Origin of the sequence: Streptomyces sp. SID13666 (genome assembly GCF_010548325.1) — a bacterium.
Taxonomy (GTDB): Bacteria; Actinomycetota; Actinomycetes; order Streptomycetales; family Streptomycetaceae; genus Actinacidiphila; species Actinacidiphila fildesensis.
Genome location: NZ_JAAGLX010000001.1, coordinates 197163 through 214961, shown reverse-complemented (window position 1 = coordinate 214961; position 17799 = coordinate 197163). Strand labels below are relative to the sequence as shown.

Annotated in this window: 21 protein-coding genes and 1 pseudogene; 13 read left to right on the top strand and 9 right to left on the bottom strand. The window is 69.9% G+C overall.

Features of this window, described 5'->3' with window-relative positions:
• Positions 1 to 128 precede the first annotated feature (128 nt).
• Positions 129 to 518, top strand: a complete 390-nt coding sequence (locus G3I60_RS01030; RefSeq protein ID WP_164292613.1) for a response regulator — start codon at positions 129 to 131, stop codon at positions 516 to 518.
• A 50-nt stretch (positions 519 to 568) separates the two neighbouring features.
• Positions 569 to 1432 (top strand): alpha/beta fold hydrolase, encoded by an 864-nt coding sequence (locus G3I60_RS01025; RefSeq protein ID WP_164292614.1) that lies wholly within the window; start codon positions 569 to 571, stop codon positions 1430 to 1432.
• A gap of 69 nt (positions 1433 to 1501) precedes the next feature.
• Here the strand turns inward: G3I60_RS01025 and G3I60_RS01020 are convergent, their stop codons facing one another.
• Together G3I60_RS01020 and G3I60_RS01015 are read right to left on the bottom strand one after the other, a co-directional pair.
• Positions 1502 to 1666 carry a hypothetical protein gene (locus G3I60_RS01020; protein ID WP_203671832.1) on the bottom strand — a complete coding sequence of 55 codons (165 nt, stop codon included), beginning with the start codon at positions 1664 to 1666 and terminating at the stop codon, positions 1502 to 1504.
• Between the two features lie 90 nt (positions 1667 to 1756).
• Entirely contained in the window at positions 1757 to 1939 is a 183-nt protein-coding gene (locus tag G3I60_RS01015) for a hypothetical protein (RefSeq protein ID WP_203671829.1), read from the bottom strand.
• Positions 1940 to 2151: 212 nt separating this feature from the next.
• Between G3I60_RS01015 and G3I60_RS01010 the strand changes: the two genes are divergently transcribed.
• Positions 2152 to 3795, top strand: coding sequence for a GMC oxidoreductase (locus tag G3I60_RS01010; RefSeq protein WP_138351484.1), 1644 nt, complete (start codon positions 2152 to 2154; stop codon positions 3793 to 3795).
• Between the two features lie 156 nt (positions 3796 to 3951).
• Here G3I60_RS01010 and G3I60_RS01005 read toward each other — a convergent pair whose 3' ends face one another.
• From G3I60_RS01005 to G3I60_RS00990, 4 genes are all read right to left on the bottom strand, one after another.
• The gene (locus tag G3I60_RS01005; protein WP_164292616.1) at positions 3952 to 4431 is read right to left on the bottom strand and encodes a carboxymuconolactone decarboxylase family protein; all 480 of its coding nucleotides are present in this window, start codon (positions 4429 to 4431) and stop codon (positions 3952 to 3954) included.
• Entirely contained in the window at positions 4428 to 5507 is a 1080-nt protein-coding gene (locus tag G3I60_RS01000) for a dihydrodipicolinate reductase (protein ID WP_164292617.1), read from the bottom strand. The genes G3I60_RS01005 and G3I60_RS01000 overlap by 4 nt, the downstream gene beginning before the upstream one ends.
• A gap of 59 nt (positions 5508 to 5566) precedes the next feature.
• Positions 5567 to 6271, bottom strand: coding sequence for a hypothetical protein (locus tag G3I60_RS00995; protein WP_203671825.1), 705 nt, complete (start codon positions 6269 to 6271; stop codon positions 5567 to 5569).
• A gap of 72 nt (positions 6272 to 6343) precedes the next feature.
• The gene (locus tag G3I60_RS00990) at positions 6344 to 6817 is read right to left on the bottom strand and encodes a MarR family winged helix-turn-helix transcriptional regulator (RefSeq protein ID WP_138351480.1); all 474 of its coding nucleotides are present in this window, start codon (positions 6815 to 6817) and stop codon (positions 6344 to 6346) included.
• A gap of 85 nt (positions 6818 to 6902) precedes the next feature.
• Between G3I60_RS00990 and G3I60_RS00985 the strand changes: the two genes are divergently transcribed.
• Entirely contained in the window at positions 6903 to 7499 is a 597-nt protein-coding gene (locus G3I60_RS00985) for an NAD(P)H-dependent oxidoreductase (RefSeq protein WP_164292618.1), read from the top strand.
• Here G3I60_RS00985 and G3I60_RS00980 read toward each other — a convergent pair whose 3' ends face one another.
• Positions 7500 to 8684 (bottom strand): thiolase family protein, encoded by a 1185-nt coding sequence (locus G3I60_RS00980; RefSeq protein ID WP_164606423.1) that lies wholly within the window; start codon positions 8682 to 8684, stop codon positions 7500 to 7502.
• Positions 8685 to 8809: 125 nt separating this feature from the next.
• On the opposite strand from G3I60_RS00980, the gene G3I60_RS00975 reads away from it, so the two are divergent.
• The 6 genes from G3I60_RS00975 (at position 8810) to G3I60_RS00950 (ending at position 12926) form a co-directional block, all read left to right on the top strand.
• Complete coding sequence (locus G3I60_RS00975; protein WP_138351477.1) at positions 8810 to 9259, top strand: helix-turn-helix domain-containing protein; 450 nt, start codon at positions 8810 to 8812, stop codon at positions 9257 to 9259.
• A 262-nt stretch (positions 9260 to 9521) separates the two neighbouring features.
• Positions 9522 to 11045 (top strand): chitinase, encoded by a 1524-nt coding sequence (locus G3I60_RS00970; RefSeq protein ID WP_164292620.1) that lies wholly within the window; start codon positions 9522 to 9524, stop codon positions 11043 to 11045.
• A gap of 154 nt (positions 11046 to 11199) precedes the next feature.
• Positions 11200 to 11640, top strand: coding sequence for a GNAT family N-acetyltransferase (locus G3I60_RS00965; protein ID WP_164292621.1), 441 nt, complete (start codon positions 11200 to 11202; stop codon positions 11638 to 11640).
• A gap of 121 nt (positions 11641 to 11761) precedes the next feature.
• On the top strand, positions 11762 to 11974 hold the full coding sequence (locus G3I60_RS00960; protein WP_164292622.1) for a hypothetical protein: 213 nt from the start codon (positions 11762 to 11764) through the stop codon (positions 11972 to 11974).
• A 58-nt stretch (positions 11975 to 12032) separates the two neighbouring features.
• The gene (locus tag G3I60_RS00955; protein ID WP_164292623.1) at positions 12033 to 12614 is read left to right on the top strand and encodes a GNAT family N-acetyltransferase; all 582 of its coding nucleotides are present in this window, start codon (positions 12033 to 12035) and stop codon (positions 12612 to 12614) included.
• Between the two features lie 66 nt (positions 12615 to 12680).
• A complete protein-coding gene (locus G3I60_RS00950) occupies positions 12681 to 12926 on the top strand; it encodes a hypothetical protein (protein WP_138351472.1) in 246 nt (81 codons plus the stop codon).
• 133 nt (positions 12927 to 13059) lie between these two features.
• On the opposite strand, the gene G3I60_RS00945 is transcribed toward G3I60_RS00950, so the two are convergent.
• Both G3I60_RS00945 and G3I60_RS00940 read right to left on the bottom strand, forming a co-directional pair.
• Entirely contained in the window at positions 13060 to 13653 is a 594-nt protein-coding gene (locus G3I60_RS00945; protein ID WP_164292624.1) for a GNAT family N-acetyltransferase, read from the bottom strand.
• A gap of 125 nt (positions 13654 to 13778) precedes the next feature.
• Complete coding sequence (locus G3I60_RS00940; RefSeq protein ID WP_164292625.1) at positions 13779 to 14615, bottom strand: SMP-30/gluconolactonase/LRE family protein; 837 nt, start codon at positions 14613 to 14615, stop codon at positions 13779 to 13781.
• A gap of 133 nt (positions 14616 to 14748) precedes the next feature.
• Here G3I60_RS00940 and G3I60_RS00935 point away from each other — a divergent pair, with 133 nt between their 5' ends.
• The 3 genes and pseudogenes from G3I60_RS00935 to G3I60_RS44955 all read left to right on the top strand — a co-directional run.
• Positions 14749 to 15306, top strand: coding sequence for a hypothetical protein (locus G3I60_RS00935; RefSeq protein ID WP_164292626.1), 558 nt, complete (start codon positions 14749 to 14751; stop codon positions 15304 to 15306).
• Between the two features lie 160 nt (positions 15307 to 15466).
• Complete coding sequence (locus G3I60_RS00930) at positions 15467 to 16102, top strand: DedA family protein (protein WP_138351467.1); 636 nt, start codon at positions 15467 to 15469, stop codon at positions 16100 to 16102.
• Between the two features lie 443 nt (positions 16103 to 16545).
• Positions 16546 to 17787, top strand: a pseudogene (locus G3I60_RS44955) (discoidin domain-containing protein); the annotation flags it as partial.
• Between the last annotated feature and the right edge of the window lie 12 nt (positions 17788 to 17799).

Genomic DNA, 17799 nt, shown 5'->3' with positions numbered 1-17799 from the left:
CGCGGCGGTCGCGGAGGGTCCGGCAGGGCGGGCCGGGCTTCCGCGACACCCGGTCAGCCGCGGCCGAACGGCGTAGCGCGGCTCCACTCCGCGCGCTTCGCCGCCGGGTGGCGCACGATGAGATCGTGATGACGGTACTGCTCATGGAGCACGACAGCGACACGTCCAGCGACATGCGCTCTGCGATCCACGCCAACCGGCACTTCCGCGTCATCGCGCACGGGACGGACGACGCCACCGTGCTGGCGCTGGCACGGACCCTGCTGACCGACGTCGTGATCATCGACGCCCGGCTCGACGGCATCGACCCGCTCGCCCTGTGCCAGCAGCTCCGCGCCCTGAGCCCGCCACCGGCGGTCGTGATCGTCGCCGCCCATCTCACCGGCGCAGAACCCGCCCACCACCTTGCCGCGAAGGGTTCCGTCCATCTGCTGCGCGGCTCCGAGCCGTCCGACGTCGTGAACGCCCTGCGGGCGATCGGCGTCCGCCGGAGCAACTGCGATCCCGACGCTCTGTAGACCCCGGCAACCACTTGCCGCGGGCGTCGCGGGGCGATGAGGATGGGGCCATGCCCACTTTCACCGCCCCCGACGGGACAGAGCTCGCCTATCACGTCGTGGGGGAGGGCGAACCGCTGCTCTGTCTGCCGGGTGGACCGATGCGTGCGTCCGCGTACCTCGGTGATCTCGGCGGACTGTCGAAGCTGCGCCGGCTGCTCATGCTCGACGCGCGCGGCACCGGCGACTCCGCTGTCCCTGCCGATCCGGACACCTACCGCTGCGACCGGCAGGTCGTCGATGTCGAGGCCTTCCGCGACCATCTCGGCCTGGAAGGCGTCGACCTTCTCGCGCACTCGGCAGCCGGCGACCTGGCCATCCTCTATGCCGCCCGGCACCCACGGCGCGTCCGTAGCCTCACTCTGATCACCGCCCGTGCTCGCGCCCTCGGCGTCGACTTCACGGAGGAGCACCGCCGGGAAGCCGCCGCCCTGCGCAGCGCCGAGCCGTGGTTCCCGGCCGCGCACGAGGCCTACGAACGGGTCTGGGCCGGGTCCGCGACCGACGCCGACTGGGACGCCGTCAGCCCGTTCTTCTACGGCCGTTGGGACACCGCCGCTCAGGTGCACGCCGCAGCCGAGGTGGAGCAGAGCAATGACGACGCCGGGGACCGTTACGCCTCCGCCGGCGCCTTCGACCCTGCCGCGACCCGCGCCGCCATCGCCGCGTCGGACGCGAGGGTCCTGCTCCTCGCAGGCGAACGGGACAGCGGTCCGCTCCCCCGTGTCGCCGCGGACATCGCGGAGTTGTTCCCCCGGGCCGAAGTGGCCGTCCAACCGGCCGCCGGCCACTTCCCCTGGCTGGACGACCCGCAGCGCTTCACTTCGACCGTCGAAACGTTCCTGGCCCAGGGGCGTGTCGCGCCGACCCGCTGAACACGATCGTGGGGCCGTCGGCGCCGGTGACCGTGTATGCGACGGTCCCGGCGGACCGTTCGATCGTCTTCACGCCGGCCGGTGCGACGTAGCGACCGCGGCGGGTTCCTTGATCACCCCGGCACCGCCGGTCATGATCACGCAGCCGCCGTTGGTCCCCGGACAGTGCCAGGCGGCACACTCCGTACCGCCGCTGACGAAGCGGACCTTCTCCCGCTCCGCGGACATCTCCATCGGCGAACGCCTTCGCGATCCGCTGTTCCCGCAGTTGGACGATCGCCTGGACAAGCGGTCGTCGGCTCCGTCGAAGTGGTGGAGCAGCACCTAGTGGGTGGCCCCGGCCGCTCGCGCGGCACGGCGCAGCGAGAAGTCCACGAGTCCGTTGACCGCGAGGTCCTCGGTGACGCTGTCGAGCAGTTCCTGGCGTCTGGCCTCGCCGCGCGGCGAGCCCGCCGATCGCCGGTAGCCCGTTCGTTCCGGTGAGCCGTCGTCAGCAGTGGCGTTCACAGCGACAGTTTCCACGATCTCCGGCGGCCGCCGCGGTCCGCGGCACCGGCCGCCGGGCACGCCGGCAGCTTCCGATTACGCAGTGGACGCGCGCCGCCGACCCCAAGTCACAGCTGGGTGATCGGCGAGAAGTTACCAATAAGTATGGCGTGACTTCACAAGCTGGTAACAGTAGAACTTGTTCCCATTCCACCGAGAGTGAGGAACGTCACATGAGCGACTCTACCATGCGCGGTAACGGTTCTGGGGGCGTTTCACGCCGTCGGTTCATCGCAGGAACAGGTTCTATTCTGGGAGCCGTGACGCTCTCCGCGCGCGTCACCGCAGCCCAGGCAGCTGCCGCCCCCGCGGCTGCCGTGATCGACAACGGCGCCCACGTTCCGGTTCTGGTGATCGGGACCGGCTACGGCGGCTCCGTAGCCGCCCTACGTCTCGCGCAGGCGGGCGTCAACGTACAGATGGTCGAGATGGGCATGGCCTGGGACACCCCCGGCTCGGACGGCAAGATCTTCTGCAACACGACCTCGCCGGACAACCGCTCCTACTGGCTGCGCACCAAGACCAAACAGCCCCTCAGCAACTTCTTCGGCATCCCGATCGACAAGAGCATCCCCCGCTACACCGGGATCCTGGACGCCGAGGACTTCAGCGGCATCACCGTCTACCAGGGCCGCGGCGTCGGCGGCGGTTCGCTGGTCAACGGCGGTATGGCCGTCACCCCGAAGCGCGAGAACTTCGGCGCCATCCTCCCGTCCGTGAACGCCGACGAGATGTACAACACCTACTACCCGCGCGCCAACGCCGGGCTCGGCGTCGGCACCATCGACCCGGCCTGGTTCGACACGACCGACTGCTACCAGTACGCCCGGGTCGGCCGCAAGCAGGCCCAGCGCTCCGGCTTCCCGTTCGTCTTCGTGCCGGACGTATACGACTGGGACTACATGAAGCAGGAGGCGGCGGGCACCGCGACCAAGTCGGCGCTGGTGGGCGAGATCCTGTACGGCAACAACTACGGCAAGAAGTCGCTCCAGAAGACGTACATCGCACAGATCAAGGCGACCGGCAAGGTCACCATCTCGCCACTGCACAAGGTCACCTCGGTCTCCCCGGCCTCCGGCGGCGGCTACACGGTCCTCATCGACCAGATCAACACCAACGGCGACACCACCGTCACCAAGACCGTGACAGCGGACAAGGTGTTCTTCGCGGCGGGCAGCGTCGGCACCAGTAAGCTGCTGACCAAGCTGAAGGCCACCGGCGCACTGCCCAACCTCAACAGCGAGATCGGCAAGGGCTGGGGCGACAACGGCAACGTGATGTGCGGCCGGGCCAACCACATCTGGGACCCGACCGGCTCGCTCCAGGCGACCATCCCCTGCGGAGGCATCGACAACTGGGCCGCCGGCGGCGCGTTCGCCGAGGTCGCGCCGCTGCCCACCGGGATCGAGACGTTCGCGTCGTTCTATCTGTCGATCACCAAGAACCCGAACCGCGGCACGTTCACCTGGAACGCCGGCGCCAACCGGGTCGACCTGGACTGGCAGACCGCCTGGAAGCAGCCGTCCATCGACATGGCCAAGACGATCTTCGACAAGATCAACGCGAAAGAGGGGACGATCTACCGGACCGACCTGTTCGGCGTCTACAAGATCTGGAACGACACCCTCACGTACCACCCGCTCGGCGGCGCGGTGCTGAACAAGGCCACCGACAACTACGGCCGGCTGTACGGCTACTCCGGCCTGTACGTCATCGACGGCGCGCTGATCCCCGGCAACACCAGCGTCAACCCGTTCGTCACCATCACGGCACTCGCCGAACGCAATATCGAGAAGATCATCGCCACCGACCTGTAGGTCCCGTGGCGACAGCCTGATGCGCCGGCCTGCTGCGACCGGCCGGCGCGACGGCCCACTGCGGCGGCCGGCCCGTAGGAGACGACGGAAGGTGCCTCCTACGGGGGGAGCCCGAACCCGGGGCCGGCCGGTCGTACCGGGCGGCCCCGGAACACCTCAACCCGTGGGCAGCACGCACACCGCGTCGAGGCCCAGTACGTGGTTGAGCCGGCCGAACGCCAGCCAGGAGCCGATGCTCATGCTCAGCTCCACGATCTCGACCTGGGTGTAGTGCGTGGTCATCCGGTCCCAGAACGCGTCGTCGAGGCCGTGGTGGTCCAGGGCGTAGCGCTCGGCGTACTCGGCGGCGAGGCGGGTGCGGTCGTCGAACGCGTCGGTGGTGCGCCATTCGGTGACCGCGTCGGGGAACTCCTCCTCGACCTTCTCGCCGTCCCGGTCGGTGCGCCAGTCGAGGCAGAACAGGCACCCGTTGATCTGAGCGATCCGCAGCCTGGCGGCCTCGAACTCGCGCAGTCCCAGGGTCGTATGGGCGTACACCGACAGCGAGAAGTTCGCGGCGGCCATCCCGATGCCGGGGACCATGTCGCCCCACACGTACCCGATCGGCTCCTGGCCCTCGGGGATGTCGATGTTCATCGTTGCTTCCTTCCGAGTTTGCCGACTGCGGGACGCAGCGGGACGTCGAGTGCGTCGTAGAGTCCGGGCTCCGCGTCCACGAGCCAGTCGATGGCGCCCACCAGCCGGCCGACCGCGGTGGCGTTCCCGCCCGCGGACCGGTTCTCGCCCTCGTCACTGGCCTCGATGGTGACCTCGATACGCGGCCGGCCCTCGATGATCACCCGGTGTGCGCCGGTGCCGTCGGGCGGCGTCGGCCAGTCCGGTGCGCAGGACGGGTGGATACGGGTGACGTGCTCGATGACGATGCGGGCCTCGCCCTCGACGATGCCCTGTACCTCGAACCGCACCGCGCCCTGGGTGCCGGCTTCGAACTCGCCCATCGTCCTGGTGGTCACGGTGGTCTCGAGCGGCCGCCGGGCCATCGTCTCGCGGATCTCGTCGAGTTCGACGCCGAGCGCCCGGGCCATCATCCGTATCTGACCGCCCCACACCATGGTGGGGATCGTCTCCATCAGCATCAGCGGCTCGTAGTCCATCGGCTGGCCCATGCCGACGAGGTACCGGACGGAGTCCGGCTGCTCGTAGGTGGAGTAGTCGAAGATCTCCTGACAGCGGATCACATCGACGGTGGTACCGAGTCCACTGATCAACAGGGGCAGTACGTCGTTGCCCCAGCCCGGGTCGACCCCGGAGGCGAACAGCGAGCCGCCGCCCTCCGCGATGGCGGCCAGCACCGGTTCGCGGAACTCCGCCGGGGCGTTGCGGTGGTCGTAGAGCGGGTACAGCGCTGGGCTGACGACCACGGCCCCGGCCCGGAGCGCCCTGACGATGTCGGCGAGGGCCTCGTCGGGACGGATGTCACCGGATGCCGCGTACACCACTGCTCGGGGACCGGCGGCCAGCACCGCGTCGATGTCATCGGTCGCCGCGACACCCAACGGGTAGTCGAGCCCGCTGAGATCGCCCGCGTCACGGCCGACCTTCTCGGGGTTGTGGACAAGCACGTTCACGAGTTTCAGCGCCGGGTGAGCCTCGACGGCACGGACGGCAGCGCGCCCGACATTTCCGGTGCCCCAGACAACCGTGGAAATCATGCGGCGGAGGGTAGCAAGGGCCATCAACAGTTCATAGGGTCACGCGATCCCGGCCGTGATCAGTACTCCTGCGGCGGCGGCCTGCGGTGCGCGCCCTCCGGGGTGAAGGTGAACGTGTCGGAAAACGGGCCGTCGCCACCGTCGGCGCGGCGCACCGCCATCACGACGGGCTGGCCGTACATCGGCGCACCCTCCGGCGGGTTTCCCGGCCGGGTCCCGTTCCAGAGGTGGAAGAAGACCATCGGATCCCCGGGGCGCTCGGTGGCGTAGCCCAGCGTCTTCGGGAACTGCGGATTCGTACCGCCGATGAGCAGCGAGGGCGGCCCGAACGACTCGACCACATCGGTGAACCACTTGTTCTCCGAGCACCAGCCGGGCACCTCGCCGAGCAGCGCCTGGTACTCCTCGGGCGTGAGCGCCCGGTCCAGCTCCAGCCAGCCGTTGCGATGGGCGAACTCGGCGTAGACGGAGGCCGCGGCCTTCTGGTCGCGGTGGTCCGGCAGCATAAGGGCGAATCCGCCGATGACACCGGTTGCCTGGAACGCCCCACTGGCCCGCAGCGCCTGGTTCTCGTCCGCCCAGGCCTGTTCGCGGCGGTCCGCGAAGGCCAGGTGGTCGAGCAGCGTGCGCAGGGCGATCTCCCCGCCGAACACCTCCGGCCGGGGCAGCGCGGCGTTCAGCAGTCCGACCAGGTACGCGCGGATCTCTTCCCCGGAGCGCGGGGCCGTGATCGTGGCACCGGTGGTGGCATCGGTTGGCTTCATGTCCGAAGTTTCCCAGATGAACGGGGTGCGTGATCACGGCGACGTGCCCGGGGGTCGGACAGGCATGGGCCGTCAGCCGTCGTCCCCGGTGGGGGCGAGCCGGTTCACGACGCGTTCTCCGATACCGGCGAACGCGTCGATCTGCTCGGGGTCCAGCAGATCGATGAAGTGTCTGCGCACGGACTCCACATGCAACGGCGCGGCCTGGTCGAGCGTCAGCAAGCCGTCCTCGGTCAGCGCGACGATCGCGCCGCGGCCGTCGGTGTCGCATTCCTCGCGCACCACCAGACCACGCTTCTCCATCCGCGCCAGATGGTGCGAGAGACGGCTGCGCGACCAGAGCATGTGGTCGGCGAGGTCGCTGATCCGCCGCCGGTGGCGGGGGCCGGCGCCGAGGGAGGACAGCACGTCGTAGTCGGGCTCCGAGAGGCCGCTGTCCTGCCCGAGATCACGTGCGAGCTGGGCGTTGAGCAGCAGGAACATCCTTCGGTACGCCTGCCATGCCCGTTGTTCACGGTCGGTCAGCCAGCGGGGTTCCTCGGTCATCGCCCCAGCCTACCGGGCCATGGTTGACGTGTCATCTACTTGCCTCTAGCGTTATGCGTGACACGTCAACTACTTGGGAGGCACCGTGACCCGGCTGCACATCATCTCCGCCAGCACCCGACCCACCTCCTCGGGCCGCGCCCTCGCCCGCTGGGTCACCGAACTCGCCACCGCCCAGGGCCCGTTCGACTCCACCCTGATCGACCTGGCCGAGGTCGCCCTGCCGTTCCTGGACGAACCCGGCCTGCCGTCCGACGGTCACTACGTGCACCAGCACACCAAGGACTGGAGCGCGGTGATCGGCGCCGCCGAGTGCTTCGTCTTCGTCATGCCGATGTACAACGGCGGCTTCACCGCTCCCCTCAAGAACGCCATCGACTCCCTCTACCAGGAGTGGCAGGGCAAACCGGTGGGACTCATCAGCTACAGCACTGGAGCGTCGGGCGGCGCCCCGGCCGTCAAGATGATCCGGCCGGTCCTCTCACGTGTGGGCCTCCGCCCCGCCGCGCACACGCTCTCGATCCCGGCCATCGAGGACCACCTCGACGAAGCGGGCCACTTCCGGGCCGCTCCCGGCCTCACGGGCGAGGCGCGGGCGGTCCTGGCCGGGGTGGCGCGGCTGGTCGGCCCGCAGAAACGGGAACACGCGGTGGCCCGAGCCGCTCCCATCACGGACCACTGACTACTGGAGCGACTCCAGGATGGTGGCGTTGGCGAGTCCGCCGGCCTCGCACATCGTCTGCAGGGCGAACCGCGCGCCGCGCTGTCCCATGGCGTTGACGAGCGTGGTCATGAGTCGGGTGCCACTGGCGCCGAGCGGGTGGCCGAGTGCGATGGCGCCACCGTTGACGTTCACCTTGGCGGGGTCGGCTCCGGTCTCCTGGAGCCAGGCCAGGACCACACTCGCGAAGGCCTCGTTGACCTCGAACAGATCGATGTCGTCCAGTCCGAGTCCGGCCCGGCGCAGCACCTTCTCGGTGGCGGGGACGACTCCGGTCAGCATCATGAGCGGGTCCGAGCCCGTGACGGCGAAACTGTGCAGCCGGGCCTTGGGCCGCAGCCCCAGCTTGGCGGCCGTTTCGCTGGACGTGATCAGGACGGCGGAGGCGCCGTCGTTGACCGGGCTGCTGTTTCCGGCCGTCACCGACCAGTTGATCTGCGGGTACCGCTCGGCGAAGGCGGGGTCGGCGAACGACGGGCGGAGGCCGGCGAGCACCTCCGGCGTGGTGCCGGGACGGACGGATTCGTCGGTGTCGACCACACCGGCATCCGTGGTCACGGGGGCGATTTCGGCGACGAAGCGACCGTCGGCGTGGGCGGCGGCCGCGCGGCGGTGGGACGTGGTGGCGAAGTCGTCCATCCGATCGCGGGTGATGGACCACTTGGCGGCGATCAGCTCGGCGCTGATGCCCTGCGGGACGAGCCCGTCGGGGTAGCGGGCCGCGATCCCCGGGCCGAACGGGTCGGCGCCCGCCGGCACGTTGGACCACATCGGCACCCGGCTCATCGACTCGACGCCACACGCCACGACCAGGTCGTAGGCCCCGGCGATGACTCCCTGGGCCGCGAAGTGGACGGCCTGCTGCGAGGAGCCGCACTGACGGTCCACCGTGGTCGCCGGCACGGAGTCCGGGAACCCGGCCGACAGCCAGGCGTAACGAGTGGTGTTCATGGCCTGCTCACCCACCTGGTCGACACAGCCGCCGACCACGTCGTCGACGAGCGCCGGATCCATGCCGGCCCGGTCGATGAGGGTGCGCAGGGTGTGGGCGAGCAGCTCGACCGGGTGCACGCCGGCGAGCGTGCCCGTCGGCCGGCCCTTTCCGATCGGGGTACGGACGGCTTCGACGATGACGGCGTCGCGCATGGCGGTCGCCTCCTCAACTCTCGAAAGCTCTCGCAGCTCTCGAACGCGATCAGTAAGTTGGAAAACTGGATTCACCATAGCGCCGTAGGTTGGATATGCAAACCCACCTGGTCTACGGTGGAGGTATGACCACATCGCGCCCCTGCTCGATCGCCGACGCGCTCGGCATGATCGGCGAGAAGTACTCCCTGCTGGTGCTGCGCGAGGTCTTCTTCGGCGTCCGGCGCTTCGATGCCATCGCGCGCAACACCGGAGCCCCGCGCGACATCCTCGCCGCCCGGCTGCGCCGTCTGGTGGAGGTGGGAGTCCTGGAGAAGAGCCTCTACAACGAGCGGCCGCCCCGGTTCGAGTATGTCGCGACCGCGGCCGGCCGCGACCTGCGCCCGGTGCTCCTCATGCTGATGCACTGGGGCGACCAGCATCTGACGGATCTGCCGCCGACCGTCTTCGAGCACTCCTGCGGCGCCGACCTCGATCCCGCCGTCGTCTGCCGCGACTGCGGCGAGGAGGTCCGCAGCACGGACCTCACTGCCCGGTTCCAGGTCCCGGGCTGGAGCACCGAGGGCGCAGCCTGATCCACACCGGGTACGGGCCGGCCTCCGCGACCGCGGGGGCCGGCCCGTACACGTACTGTTCCGGCCAACGTGCGGCGGCGTCCGGGCGTGGTCCACTGCGCTGAGCGCCCGCTGGACTGGCGGGAGGCGAGCCCGTCCGGGTATTGGTCTAGTCCTATCTTGGTCCAGACCATTGACATGCTACCTGCTCGAGGGGTCCCATACTCAAAGCCGCCCCGCACCAAGGGAATTGGCGGCCACCCCCCTCACAGCTTGGACAAGCATGAGAAGCATGCGCTCCCTCCGCGCGGTCCTCACCGCGACCGTCACCGCTGTGGCCGCCGTTGGCCTGGCCGCGCTCAGCGGCGGCACGGTTCAGGCGGCCACCCCCCTGCCGGCCCACGTCTTCGCCCCCTACTTCGAGGCATGGACCGGCGAGAGCCCCGCCGCCCTGGCCGCCCAGTCCGGTGCGAAGCACCTGACGATGGCGTTCATCCAGGCGGCGACCAAGGGCTCCTGCACGGTGTACTGGAACGGCGACAGCGGGATGCCGATCGCCGCCGCCAACTTCGGCGCCGACATCAAGACCATTCAGGGCAGGGGCGGGGACGTCATCCCCTCGTTCGGCGGCTACACCGCGGACAGCACCGGCACCGAGATCGCCGACAGCTGTACCGACGTCAACCAGATCGCCGCCGCGTACGAGAAGGTCATCACGACCTACGACATCTCGCGGCTCGACATGGACGTCGAGGTCGACTCGCTGGACAACACCGCGGGCATCGACCGGCGGAACAAGGCCATCAAGCTCGTCCAGGACTGGGCGGCGGCCAACGGCCGCAAGGTCGAGGTCTCCTACACGCTCCCGACGACCACCAGCGGCCTCGGCGCGACCGGGCTCGCGGTGCTGCAGAACGCCGTCGCCAACGGCGCGCGGGTCGACGTCGCGAACCTCATGACGTTCGACTACTACGACAACGCCACCCACAACATGGCGAACGACACCCAGACCGCCGCAACGGGCCTGTACAACCAGCTCGGGCAGCTCTATCCCGGTAAGACCTCCGCCCAGCGCTGGGCCATGGTCGGCATCACCGAGATGCCGGGCGTCGACGACTTCGGGCTGGCCGAGACCTTCACGGTGGCCAACGCCACCCAGGTCTACAATTGGGCGGTCTCCAAGGGCGTCAACACCCTCTCGTTCTGGGCACTGCAGCGTGACAACGGCGGCTGCCCGGGCGGCGCGGCCGCCGACAACTGCTCCGGTATCCAGCAGAACACCTGGGACTTCACCCACATCTTCGCGCCCTTCACCAGCGGGACCACGACCCCGACCAACGACTTCTCGGTGACGGCCACCCCCGCCTCCGGGTCCGTGGTCGCGGGCAGCTCGGCCACCAGCAGCGTGAAGACCGCGGTGACGGCGGGCCAGGCGCAGACGGTCGGCCTCACCGTCAGCGGAGCCCCCGCAGGTATCACCGCCTCGCTGAGTCCCACCTCGGTGACGGCGGGCGGCTCCTCGACGCTCACCCTCGCCACGACCGCGGCGACCGTATCGGGTACCTACACCATCAGCGTCACCGGCTCGGGTACCTCCGGCAGCCACACGGCGACCTACACCCTGACCGTCACCGGCGGGACGGGCCACCAGTGCACCGCCGCCGCCTGGGCGAGCGGCGCCGTGTACACCAACGGCATGCAGGTCTCCCACAAGGGCCACACCTGGAAGGCCAAGTGGTGGACCACGGGCGAGGAGCCCGGCACCACCGGTGAGTGGGGCGTCTGGCAGGACCTCGGCGCCTGCTGACCCGACCCTGAGCCACCCACTCCCACGCGGTGCTGCCCGGCGGATGTCACATCCCGCCGGGCAGCACCGCGTCCGCGTCCCCGGAGCTCAACCCTTCCGGCCCCGAGGCCCGTTATCGGTTGACGCCCGGCGACGCGTGCGATTCTCTGTTCCGATGCCCAACCTCCGCATCGAGCAGGTCGACGGCGAGGCCGCCGTCAAGGACTGGCAGCACGTCCACAACCTGATCATCCCGACCGATCCCCTGTCCCTCGACGACGTGCGCGAACGCGTGCGGCGCAACCGGTTGGACGTCGCGTATCTCGGCGACGTTCTGGTGGGCTGCTCGACGGTGCGCCCGCCCACGGACGACACCTCGACGGCCACGGTGATCGCCCGGGTGCTGCCCGCTCACCGCGGGCAGGGGTTCGGCGGCGAGATCTATGCGGAGGGGCTGGCACAAGCGCGGAAGCTGGGCGCCGAGGTGATCGAGACGATCGTCCTGGCATCCAACACGGACGGGCTGCGGTTCGCGCTGGCGCACGGATTCGTCGAATTCGAGAGGTACGTGCTGCCGGGCGACACCATCGCCTACATCACGCTGCGGCTGGCCTGAGCAGGCGTCAATGCTTTCGGGCGCACGGCCCGGCTTCGGCGGAGTGGTCCGTTCCGGCCCGGGCAACCGGCTCCGTTCACGCCACCGAGCGCCGTCGACGGAGTCGGCCTACAACAGAGACATGAGGACAGACGAGCTTCCCGACGGATACGGCAACGTCAGCATCGAGGCGGCCGACGAAGCGACGGTCGCCGCGATCGAGGAACTGCTGCGCCTGCACTTCCGTGCGGGTCCCGCGGTGCGTTACAGCGAGTACCACGCCATCTCGGTCCCCCACCGCGCGGTGCACCACCTCACGCTGACGCTCGACACCCGGCTCTCCACGCAGCCGTGACCGGATCCCGGGTCATGCCGGGGCTTGCGCCGGCGCGGTGTGTGAACAGAATCAGCAGGTGCAGATCCTGTCGTTCCCCGAAGAGGCCACTCCGTCCGAGCTGCGGGTCCAGGTGCTGGAGATCCAGCGCCAGGCATGGCCGCCCGGGAAGGGCCGGCCGGTCCCTGACGAGGCGCCGACCCATGATCCGGCGCTTCGTCCGCTGTCGATGCTCCTCGTGGAGGACGGCACGGTGTTGTCCGCGCTGGACATCCTGTCCAAGGAGATCGTCCACGCCGGGCGGCGCTATGCCGTGGGCGGGCTGAGCACCGTGGTGACGCGCCAGGACACACGTGGTCACGGATATGGCCGACAGCTGGTGGCCGCCGCCCGGGAGGCGATGCCCGCACGAGACCTGGACCTGGGGTTGTTCACCTGCGACCGGCCGCTCCAGACGTTCTACGAGAGCGCCGGCTGGCAGCTGCTTCCCGGGGCCGTGCTCATCGGGGGAACGCCGCAGACTCCCTTTCCGAGCGACCAGCCGGGCTTCGGCAAGGTCACCATGGCGGACTTCTTCTCCACCGCGGGACGCGAGGGGCGGGAGGCGTTCGCCCACGCCCGTATCGAGCTGTATCCGGGCGAGATCGACAAGCTCTGGTGACGATCCCCCGGATCGGCCGGAGGCACGCATGCGGGCTATGTGGCACATCAGGCGCACACTGGAACCATGCCCCTACCCGCAACGCACCAATGCCGTACCTGTTCCACCGACGCCACCGACGGAGCGACGCTGCACGAGGACCTCGTCGTGGGCGCTCCCCTGTCCATGGAAGCACTCGACGAGGCACAGCGTCTGGACCGGTTCGCCCGCAAGTACGCCCATGACGGCTGCCGGGTGACGGAAGTCCGCCAGGTCCCTTCCAGCAGCACCAGCGGCTACGCATGGTCCGTCCGCTTCCTCGACCAGGCCTGAGAAAGCCTCCGGCCCACCCCGGACCGGTCGACTCCGTACCCGATCCATCCCGAACCCGGTCCTCCTCGTACCCGGTCCACCCCGTACCGGCCCGGCCTTCGCACGGTCCGGCCGGTGGCGCGGGTTTTCGACGTCATGAGGGCTGCCGGTCCTGCCGGACACGGGCGTGAAGGTGCATGTCATGCCAACCGTCGGCGTGCAGCGCCGCTCCGCGACGGGTTCCCTCCTCGTCGAAACCGGCCTTGACCGCCACCCGGCATGACGCCTGATTGGCGGTCGAGTGTTCCAGCTCGATGCGGTGGAACCCGCCCTCCCCCAGCGCCCAACGCGTCAGCGCCGTGACCGCGCGAGGGCACAATCCACGACCGCGTGCCGACGGCACCGTCCAGTAGGCGAGTTCGGCCTTGCCGTCCGCCAAGGACAGGGACTTCAGGGCCATACGGCCCAGCAGCGCGTCACTCGCGGCATCGACGATCGCCCAGTGCGCTTCCGTCTCGTCCCGCCAACCGCTCCGCCACCCTCTGATCCACTCCCGCGCCTCGTCCACGGAATCCGCTCTCCGCACATGCCAGCGCTGGATCGCCGGATCCTGGAACGCCTCCCGCACGGCCTCGGCGTCGGACAGCAGCCAGGGGCGGAGCGACGCATCGGCTCCGACCGGCAGAACAGGCTGGCCGGAGGCGGCGAGAGCACCGGTGGATATCGCGGGAGCGACCAGGAAGGGCATGGGCGGCATCCTTCCAGCGCCGTGCGCGGCGCACAGGACCCGGCGCCGAATCCACCGAAGCCGCAGCCACCGAATCGGCGGAGATCCCTCAGCAGGCCCTTGCGATCCGCCGCCCGGTCACGGCATCACGGCCGGCCCGCCCCCGGTACCCCGACCTCGATGCTCAGCACCTGACCGCTGCCGGGAGCCACCAGTTCTGACATGCCCCGCCACTCCGCCGCCACCACGAACAGCGTCGTCCCGTCCTGTCCGCCGAGCGCGCAAGCGAAGCCGCCGCGGTCCAGCTCGACGACCTGCAGCACCTCACCGCCTTCGGCGACGCGTACGCACCGCTTGTTGGGCACGTCGGCGTACCAGACCGCGCCCTCGGCGTCGGTGCAGATGCCGTCGGGGGTGCCCTCGCCGAGGTCGGCCCAGACGCGCCGGCCGGACAGCCCGCCGTCGGCGCCGATGGCGAAGGCCACCAGGCTGTGCCGGTACGAGTCCGCGACGATCAGGGTGGAGTTGTCGGGGGTCACCGCCATCCCGTTGGGGAACAGGATGTCGTCGGCCACCTGGCGCACCGATCCGTCCGCCGCCGCCAGATATACGAACCCGGGCTCGACCGCCTCGCCGGCCATCGGGTCGAAGCCGGCGCGGTTGACGTAGGCGTTGCCGCGGCCGTCCACCACGATGTCGTTCCACCCCGGCATGCCCAGTTCCGCGTGGACGACCAGCGACTCATCACGCTCCCGGCGCAGCAGCAGTCCGTCGAGGGACGAGACGATCACCAGCCGGCCGTCCGGGAGCCAGTCCGTACACAGCGGCAGCGACTTCACCCGGGCGATCACCTCGCTGCGGCCCTGGAGGTCCACGGCGACGACCTCGCCCGCGGACCAGTCGGAGAAGTACAACCGGTCACCGTGCCAGCGCGGCGACTCGAGCAGCCCCCGCCCGGAAAGCAACGTCCGCATCTCGTTCATCCGTCTCACAGCCCTTCTGCCGCGCCGACACAGCCTGCCGGCGTCCCACCCTCTGTACGAACGGGGCCCGGCCATATCGACACCCCCGACAAGTCTGGTGCGGCGCTCGCGTCACCGGCCGTAGCGTCAGGGCATGAGCAGCTTCGCGACGCACCGGCGGCGGGTCCATGACGAAGGTCTGTCCGCGCGCGTCCGGCACTCGCATCTGCGCCATTGCCGCCAGAACTTCGCGCCCTACGGCTTCCGGGCCACGTACCACCATCTGAGCTGGAGCGCCCGGATACCCAGGGAGCCGGAGAGGGATCCGGGATCGCTCGTAAGGGCTGTCGAGGAACTGCATCTGGCCCGGCAGCTCTGGCTCGCCGACGAGCGCGCCTACGCTTCCCGGCGGCGGCATGAAAAGGCGCGGGGCGAACGGCGGCCGGTCGACGCCGGCAGCTGGCGGGGCGGGCGATCCCGGCCGGGAATCCTCGTCCACTGCCCCGACCCGGTGCGGCACCCCACCGAGGCGCTGCCCGTCGTGGTCGAACGGGTCCTGCGTTCATCCGTGCGGCGCGACGGCGACCGGATCCCCGCGTGCCGTGTGTGTGGAACGAGGAACGGCACCACGGCATGGCATGACGGCGGCTACTGGGTGCACCAGCTCTGCGCCGTCTGCGGAGCGGGTCTGGCGAGCACGCGAGCGCCCTAGCCCGACCCGATCACGCACCGTTACCTTCGATCGGTCGTGGACGCTCCTTCGGCCAGGTCCTCGCCGGGCCGACCCCAGGCCGCGCGGGTACCGTTCAAGATGTGTTCAGTTCCCGTGCAGGACGACACGCGGATGTTTGGCGCCATCCAGCCGGGACGCCATGAGCTGGGCGCTCATGGCGGTCGACCCGACGAGCGGGGCTTCCCTGCTCGCGGCCTTCGGCGCGCTGGCCGTGCTGGTGGTGGTCTTCGCCGAATCGGGTCTGCTGGTGGTCGGCTTCTTCCTGCCCGGGGACACCCTGCTCTTCCCCGCCGGAGTGCTCTGCGCCGGCGGCGTCGAATCGGGTCCGCACCTGTCCCTGTGGCAGGTGCTCCTCTGTGCGGCCGTCGGGTCGGTCGCCGGCGCGCAGGTCGGCTTCCTGCTGGGGCGGCACGGCGGCCGTGCGGCGCTGGCCCGCGGCCGGAACGAACGGCTGAAGTCGGCGGTGACCCGCTCGGACGAGCTGCTGCGCCGCTACGGATACCGCAAGGTGATCGTGATCGGCCGCTTCATCCCCGTGGTCCGTACGGTGCTGAGCCCCCTGGCGGGCGCGCTGAACGTGCCGGTGCGCACGTTCACCCTCTGGCAGATCGTCGGAGGGCTGGCCTGGTCGCAGAGCCTCGTGCTGGCCGGCTACTGGCTGGGGAACGCCGTACCGGGCATCGAGCGGTACCTGCTGCTGATCGTCGCGCTGATCGTCGCCGTCTCGCTCCTTCCGCTGCTGTTCGAGGCCCGTGGACGTTCCCGGTCCCGGTGACCGGTCCCGACGACCGGTCGCGGTGACCCGCCGCGGTGACCCGCCGCGGTGACTTGTCGCAGCCCGGCCCACGGCGCCGTCACGCCACGAAGGTGAAGATCGCTGCGGTCCGCCGACGGTGCCCGGCTCGGCACGGGGTCTGTCGAATCTGTTGACAGTGTTCGGGCATTGGAAGAAACTCCCCCCGGGAGAGCGCTCTCCAGCACCCTTGGCGCCATTGCCCGAACCCATAACAGCCCGCAGTAGCAAGGCGAACCAGCCCACAGCCGCCGCACCGTCGTCGGGCTCATGACGGCGTGGCGGTGGCAAGAGGCATCACACCCCACCCCACGGAGATGTGCATGAGCCTCCTGTCTCTCCTCCTCCAACACCTCGCACGGCGTCGACGACTGATCGCGGTGTTACTCGCGGGAGTCCTCGCGACCGGTGGCGCTCTCGGCGCCATGAACGTCACCGCGAACGCGGCCACCACCCTGTTGTCGCAGGGCAAGCCCGCGACCGCGTCCTCGACGGAGAACGCGGGCACCCCGGCATCGGCGGCGGTCGACGGCGACGCCGGAACCCGCTGGTCGAGCGCCGCCACCGACCCGCAGTGGCTGCAGGTCGACCTCGGCTCCACCCAGGACATCACCCAGGTCGCCCTCAACTGGGAGGCCGCCTACGCCACGGCGTTCACGATCCAGGTCTCCGGCAACGGCACCACCTGGACCGACGCCTACTCCACCACCACCGGCCCGGGCGGCCACCAGACCCTCGACGTGACCGCCTCCGGGCGCTACGTCCGGATCTACGGGACCACCCGGGCGACCGGCTACGGCTACTCCCTGTGGGAGTTCCAGGTCTACGGCACCGGCGGCGGCACGCAGCCCGGCGCCTGCGGCACGGACAACGCCGCCGTGAACCGTCCGGCGACCGCGTCGTCGACCGAGAACGGCGGCACCCCCGCGACCGCGGCGGTCGACGGCAACGCCGGAACCCGCTGGTCCAGCGCGGCCACCGACCCGCAGTGGCTACAGGTCGACCTCGGCTCCGCCCAGGACATCTGCCAGGTCTCCCTGACCTGGGAGACCGCGTACGCCACGGCCTTCCAGATCCAGGTCTCCGACACCGGAACCGGCAACTGGACCAGCGTCTACACCACCGCTGCCGGCGGCGGAGGAACCCAGAACCTCACCGTCAGCGGGACCGGCCGCTACGTCCGGATGTACGGCACGGCGCGCGCCACCGGATACGGCTACTCCCTGTGGGAGTTCGCGGTCCACACCGGCGGCTCCGGAGGCCCCGGTGATCCGGGCGACCCGGGCGGCGCGGTCATCTCCGCGTACAAGCAGGTCTCGGCCTCCTCATGGGAGGGTGCCAACGCTCCCGCGGCGGCGCTGGACGGGCGCACCAACACCCGCTGGTCCAGCCTGTACACCGACAGCCAGTGGCTGCAGGTCGACCTCGGCGGCCGGGCCACGGTCACCGGTGTCTCGCTGAACTGGGAGTCCGCCTACGCCACGGGTTACCACCTCGACGTGTCCGACGACGCCACCACCTGGTCGCCCCTCTACAGCACCACCAGCGGCAAGGGCGGCGTCGAGAACCTCACCGTCAACGGCAAGGGCCGCTACGTCCGGCTGACCGGCACCGCTCGGGCCACCGGCTACGGCTACTCCCTGTGGGAGTTCCAGGTCCTGGGCACCGTCGACACGTCC

What these genes read in the sequence shown, in the direction of transcription:
- G3I60_RS01030 (WP_164292613.1), top strand. Translation starts at nt 129, where the DNA reads ATGACGGTACTGCTCATGGAGCACGACAGCGACACGTCCAGCGACATG.
- G3I60_RS01025 (WP_164292614.1), top strand. Translation starts at nt 569, where the DNA reads ATGCCCACTTTCACCGCCCCCGACGGGACAGAGCTCGCCTATCACGTC.
- G3I60_RS01020 (WP_203671832.1), bottom strand. Translation starts at nt 1,666, where the DNA reads ATGGAGATGTCCGCGGAGCGGGAGAAGGTCCGCTTCGTCAGCGGCGGT.
- G3I60_RS01010 (WP_138351484.1), top strand. Translation starts at nt 2,152, where the DNA reads ATGAGCGACTCTACCATGCGCGGTAACGGTTCTGGGGGCGTTTCACGC.
- G3I60_RS01005 (WP_164292616.1), bottom strand. Translation starts at nt 4,431, where the DNA reads ATGAACATCGACATCCCCGAGGGCCAGGAGCCGATCGGGTACGTGTGG.
- G3I60_RS01000 (WP_164292617.1), bottom strand. Translation starts at nt 5,507, where the DNA reads ATGATTTCCACGGTTGTCTGGGGCACCGGAAATGTCGGGCGCGCTGCC.
- G3I60_RS00995 (WP_203671825.1), bottom strand. Translation starts at nt 6,271, where the DNA reads ATGAAGCCAACCGATGCCACCACCGGTGCCACGATCACGGCCCCGCGC.
- G3I60_RS00990 (WP_138351480.1), bottom strand. Translation starts at nt 6,817, where the DNA reads ATGACCGAGGAACCCCGCTGGCTGACCGACCGTGAACAACGGGCATGG.
- G3I60_RS00980 (WP_164606423.1), bottom strand. Translation starts at nt 8,684, where the DNA reads ATGCGCGACGCCGTCATCGTCGAAGCCGTCCGTACCCCGATCGGAAAG.
- G3I60_RS00975 (WP_138351477.1), top strand. Translation starts at nt 8,810, where the DNA reads ATGACCACATCGCGCCCCTGCTCGATCGCCGACGCGCTCGGCATGATC.
- G3I60_RS00970 (WP_164292620.1), top strand. Translation starts at nt 9,522, where the DNA reads ATGAGAAGCATGCGCTCCCTCCGCGCGGTCCTCACCGCGACCGTCACC.
- G3I60_RS00965 (WP_164292621.1), top strand. Translation starts at nt 11,200, where the DNA reads ATGCCCAACCTCCGCATCGAGCAGGTCGACGGCGAGGCCGCCGTCAAG.
- G3I60_RS00960 (WP_164292622.1), top strand. Translation starts at nt 11,762, where the DNA reads ATGAGGACAGACGAGCTTCCCGACGGATACGGCAACGTCAGCATCGAG.
- G3I60_RS00950 (WP_138351472.1), top strand. Translation starts at nt 12,681, where the DNA reads ATGCCCCTACCCGCAACGCACCAATGCCGTACCTGTTCCACCGACGCC.
- G3I60_RS00945 (WP_164292624.1), bottom strand. Translation starts at nt 13,653, where the DNA reads ATGCCCTTCCTGGTCGCTCCCGCGATATCCACCGGTGCTCTCGCCGCC.
- G3I60_RS00940 (WP_164292625.1), bottom strand. Translation starts at nt 14,615, where the DNA reads ATGAACGAGATGCGGACGTTGCTTTCCGGGCGGGGGCTGCTCGAGTCG.
- G3I60_RS00935 (WP_164292626.1), top strand. Translation starts at nt 14,749, where the DNA reads ATGAGCAGCTTCGCGACGCACCGGCGGCGGGTCCATGACGAAGGTCTG.
- G3I60_RS00930 (WP_138351467.1), top strand. Translation starts at nt 15,467, where the DNA reads ATGAGCTGGGCGCTCATGGCGGTCGACCCGACGAGCGGGGCTTCCCTG.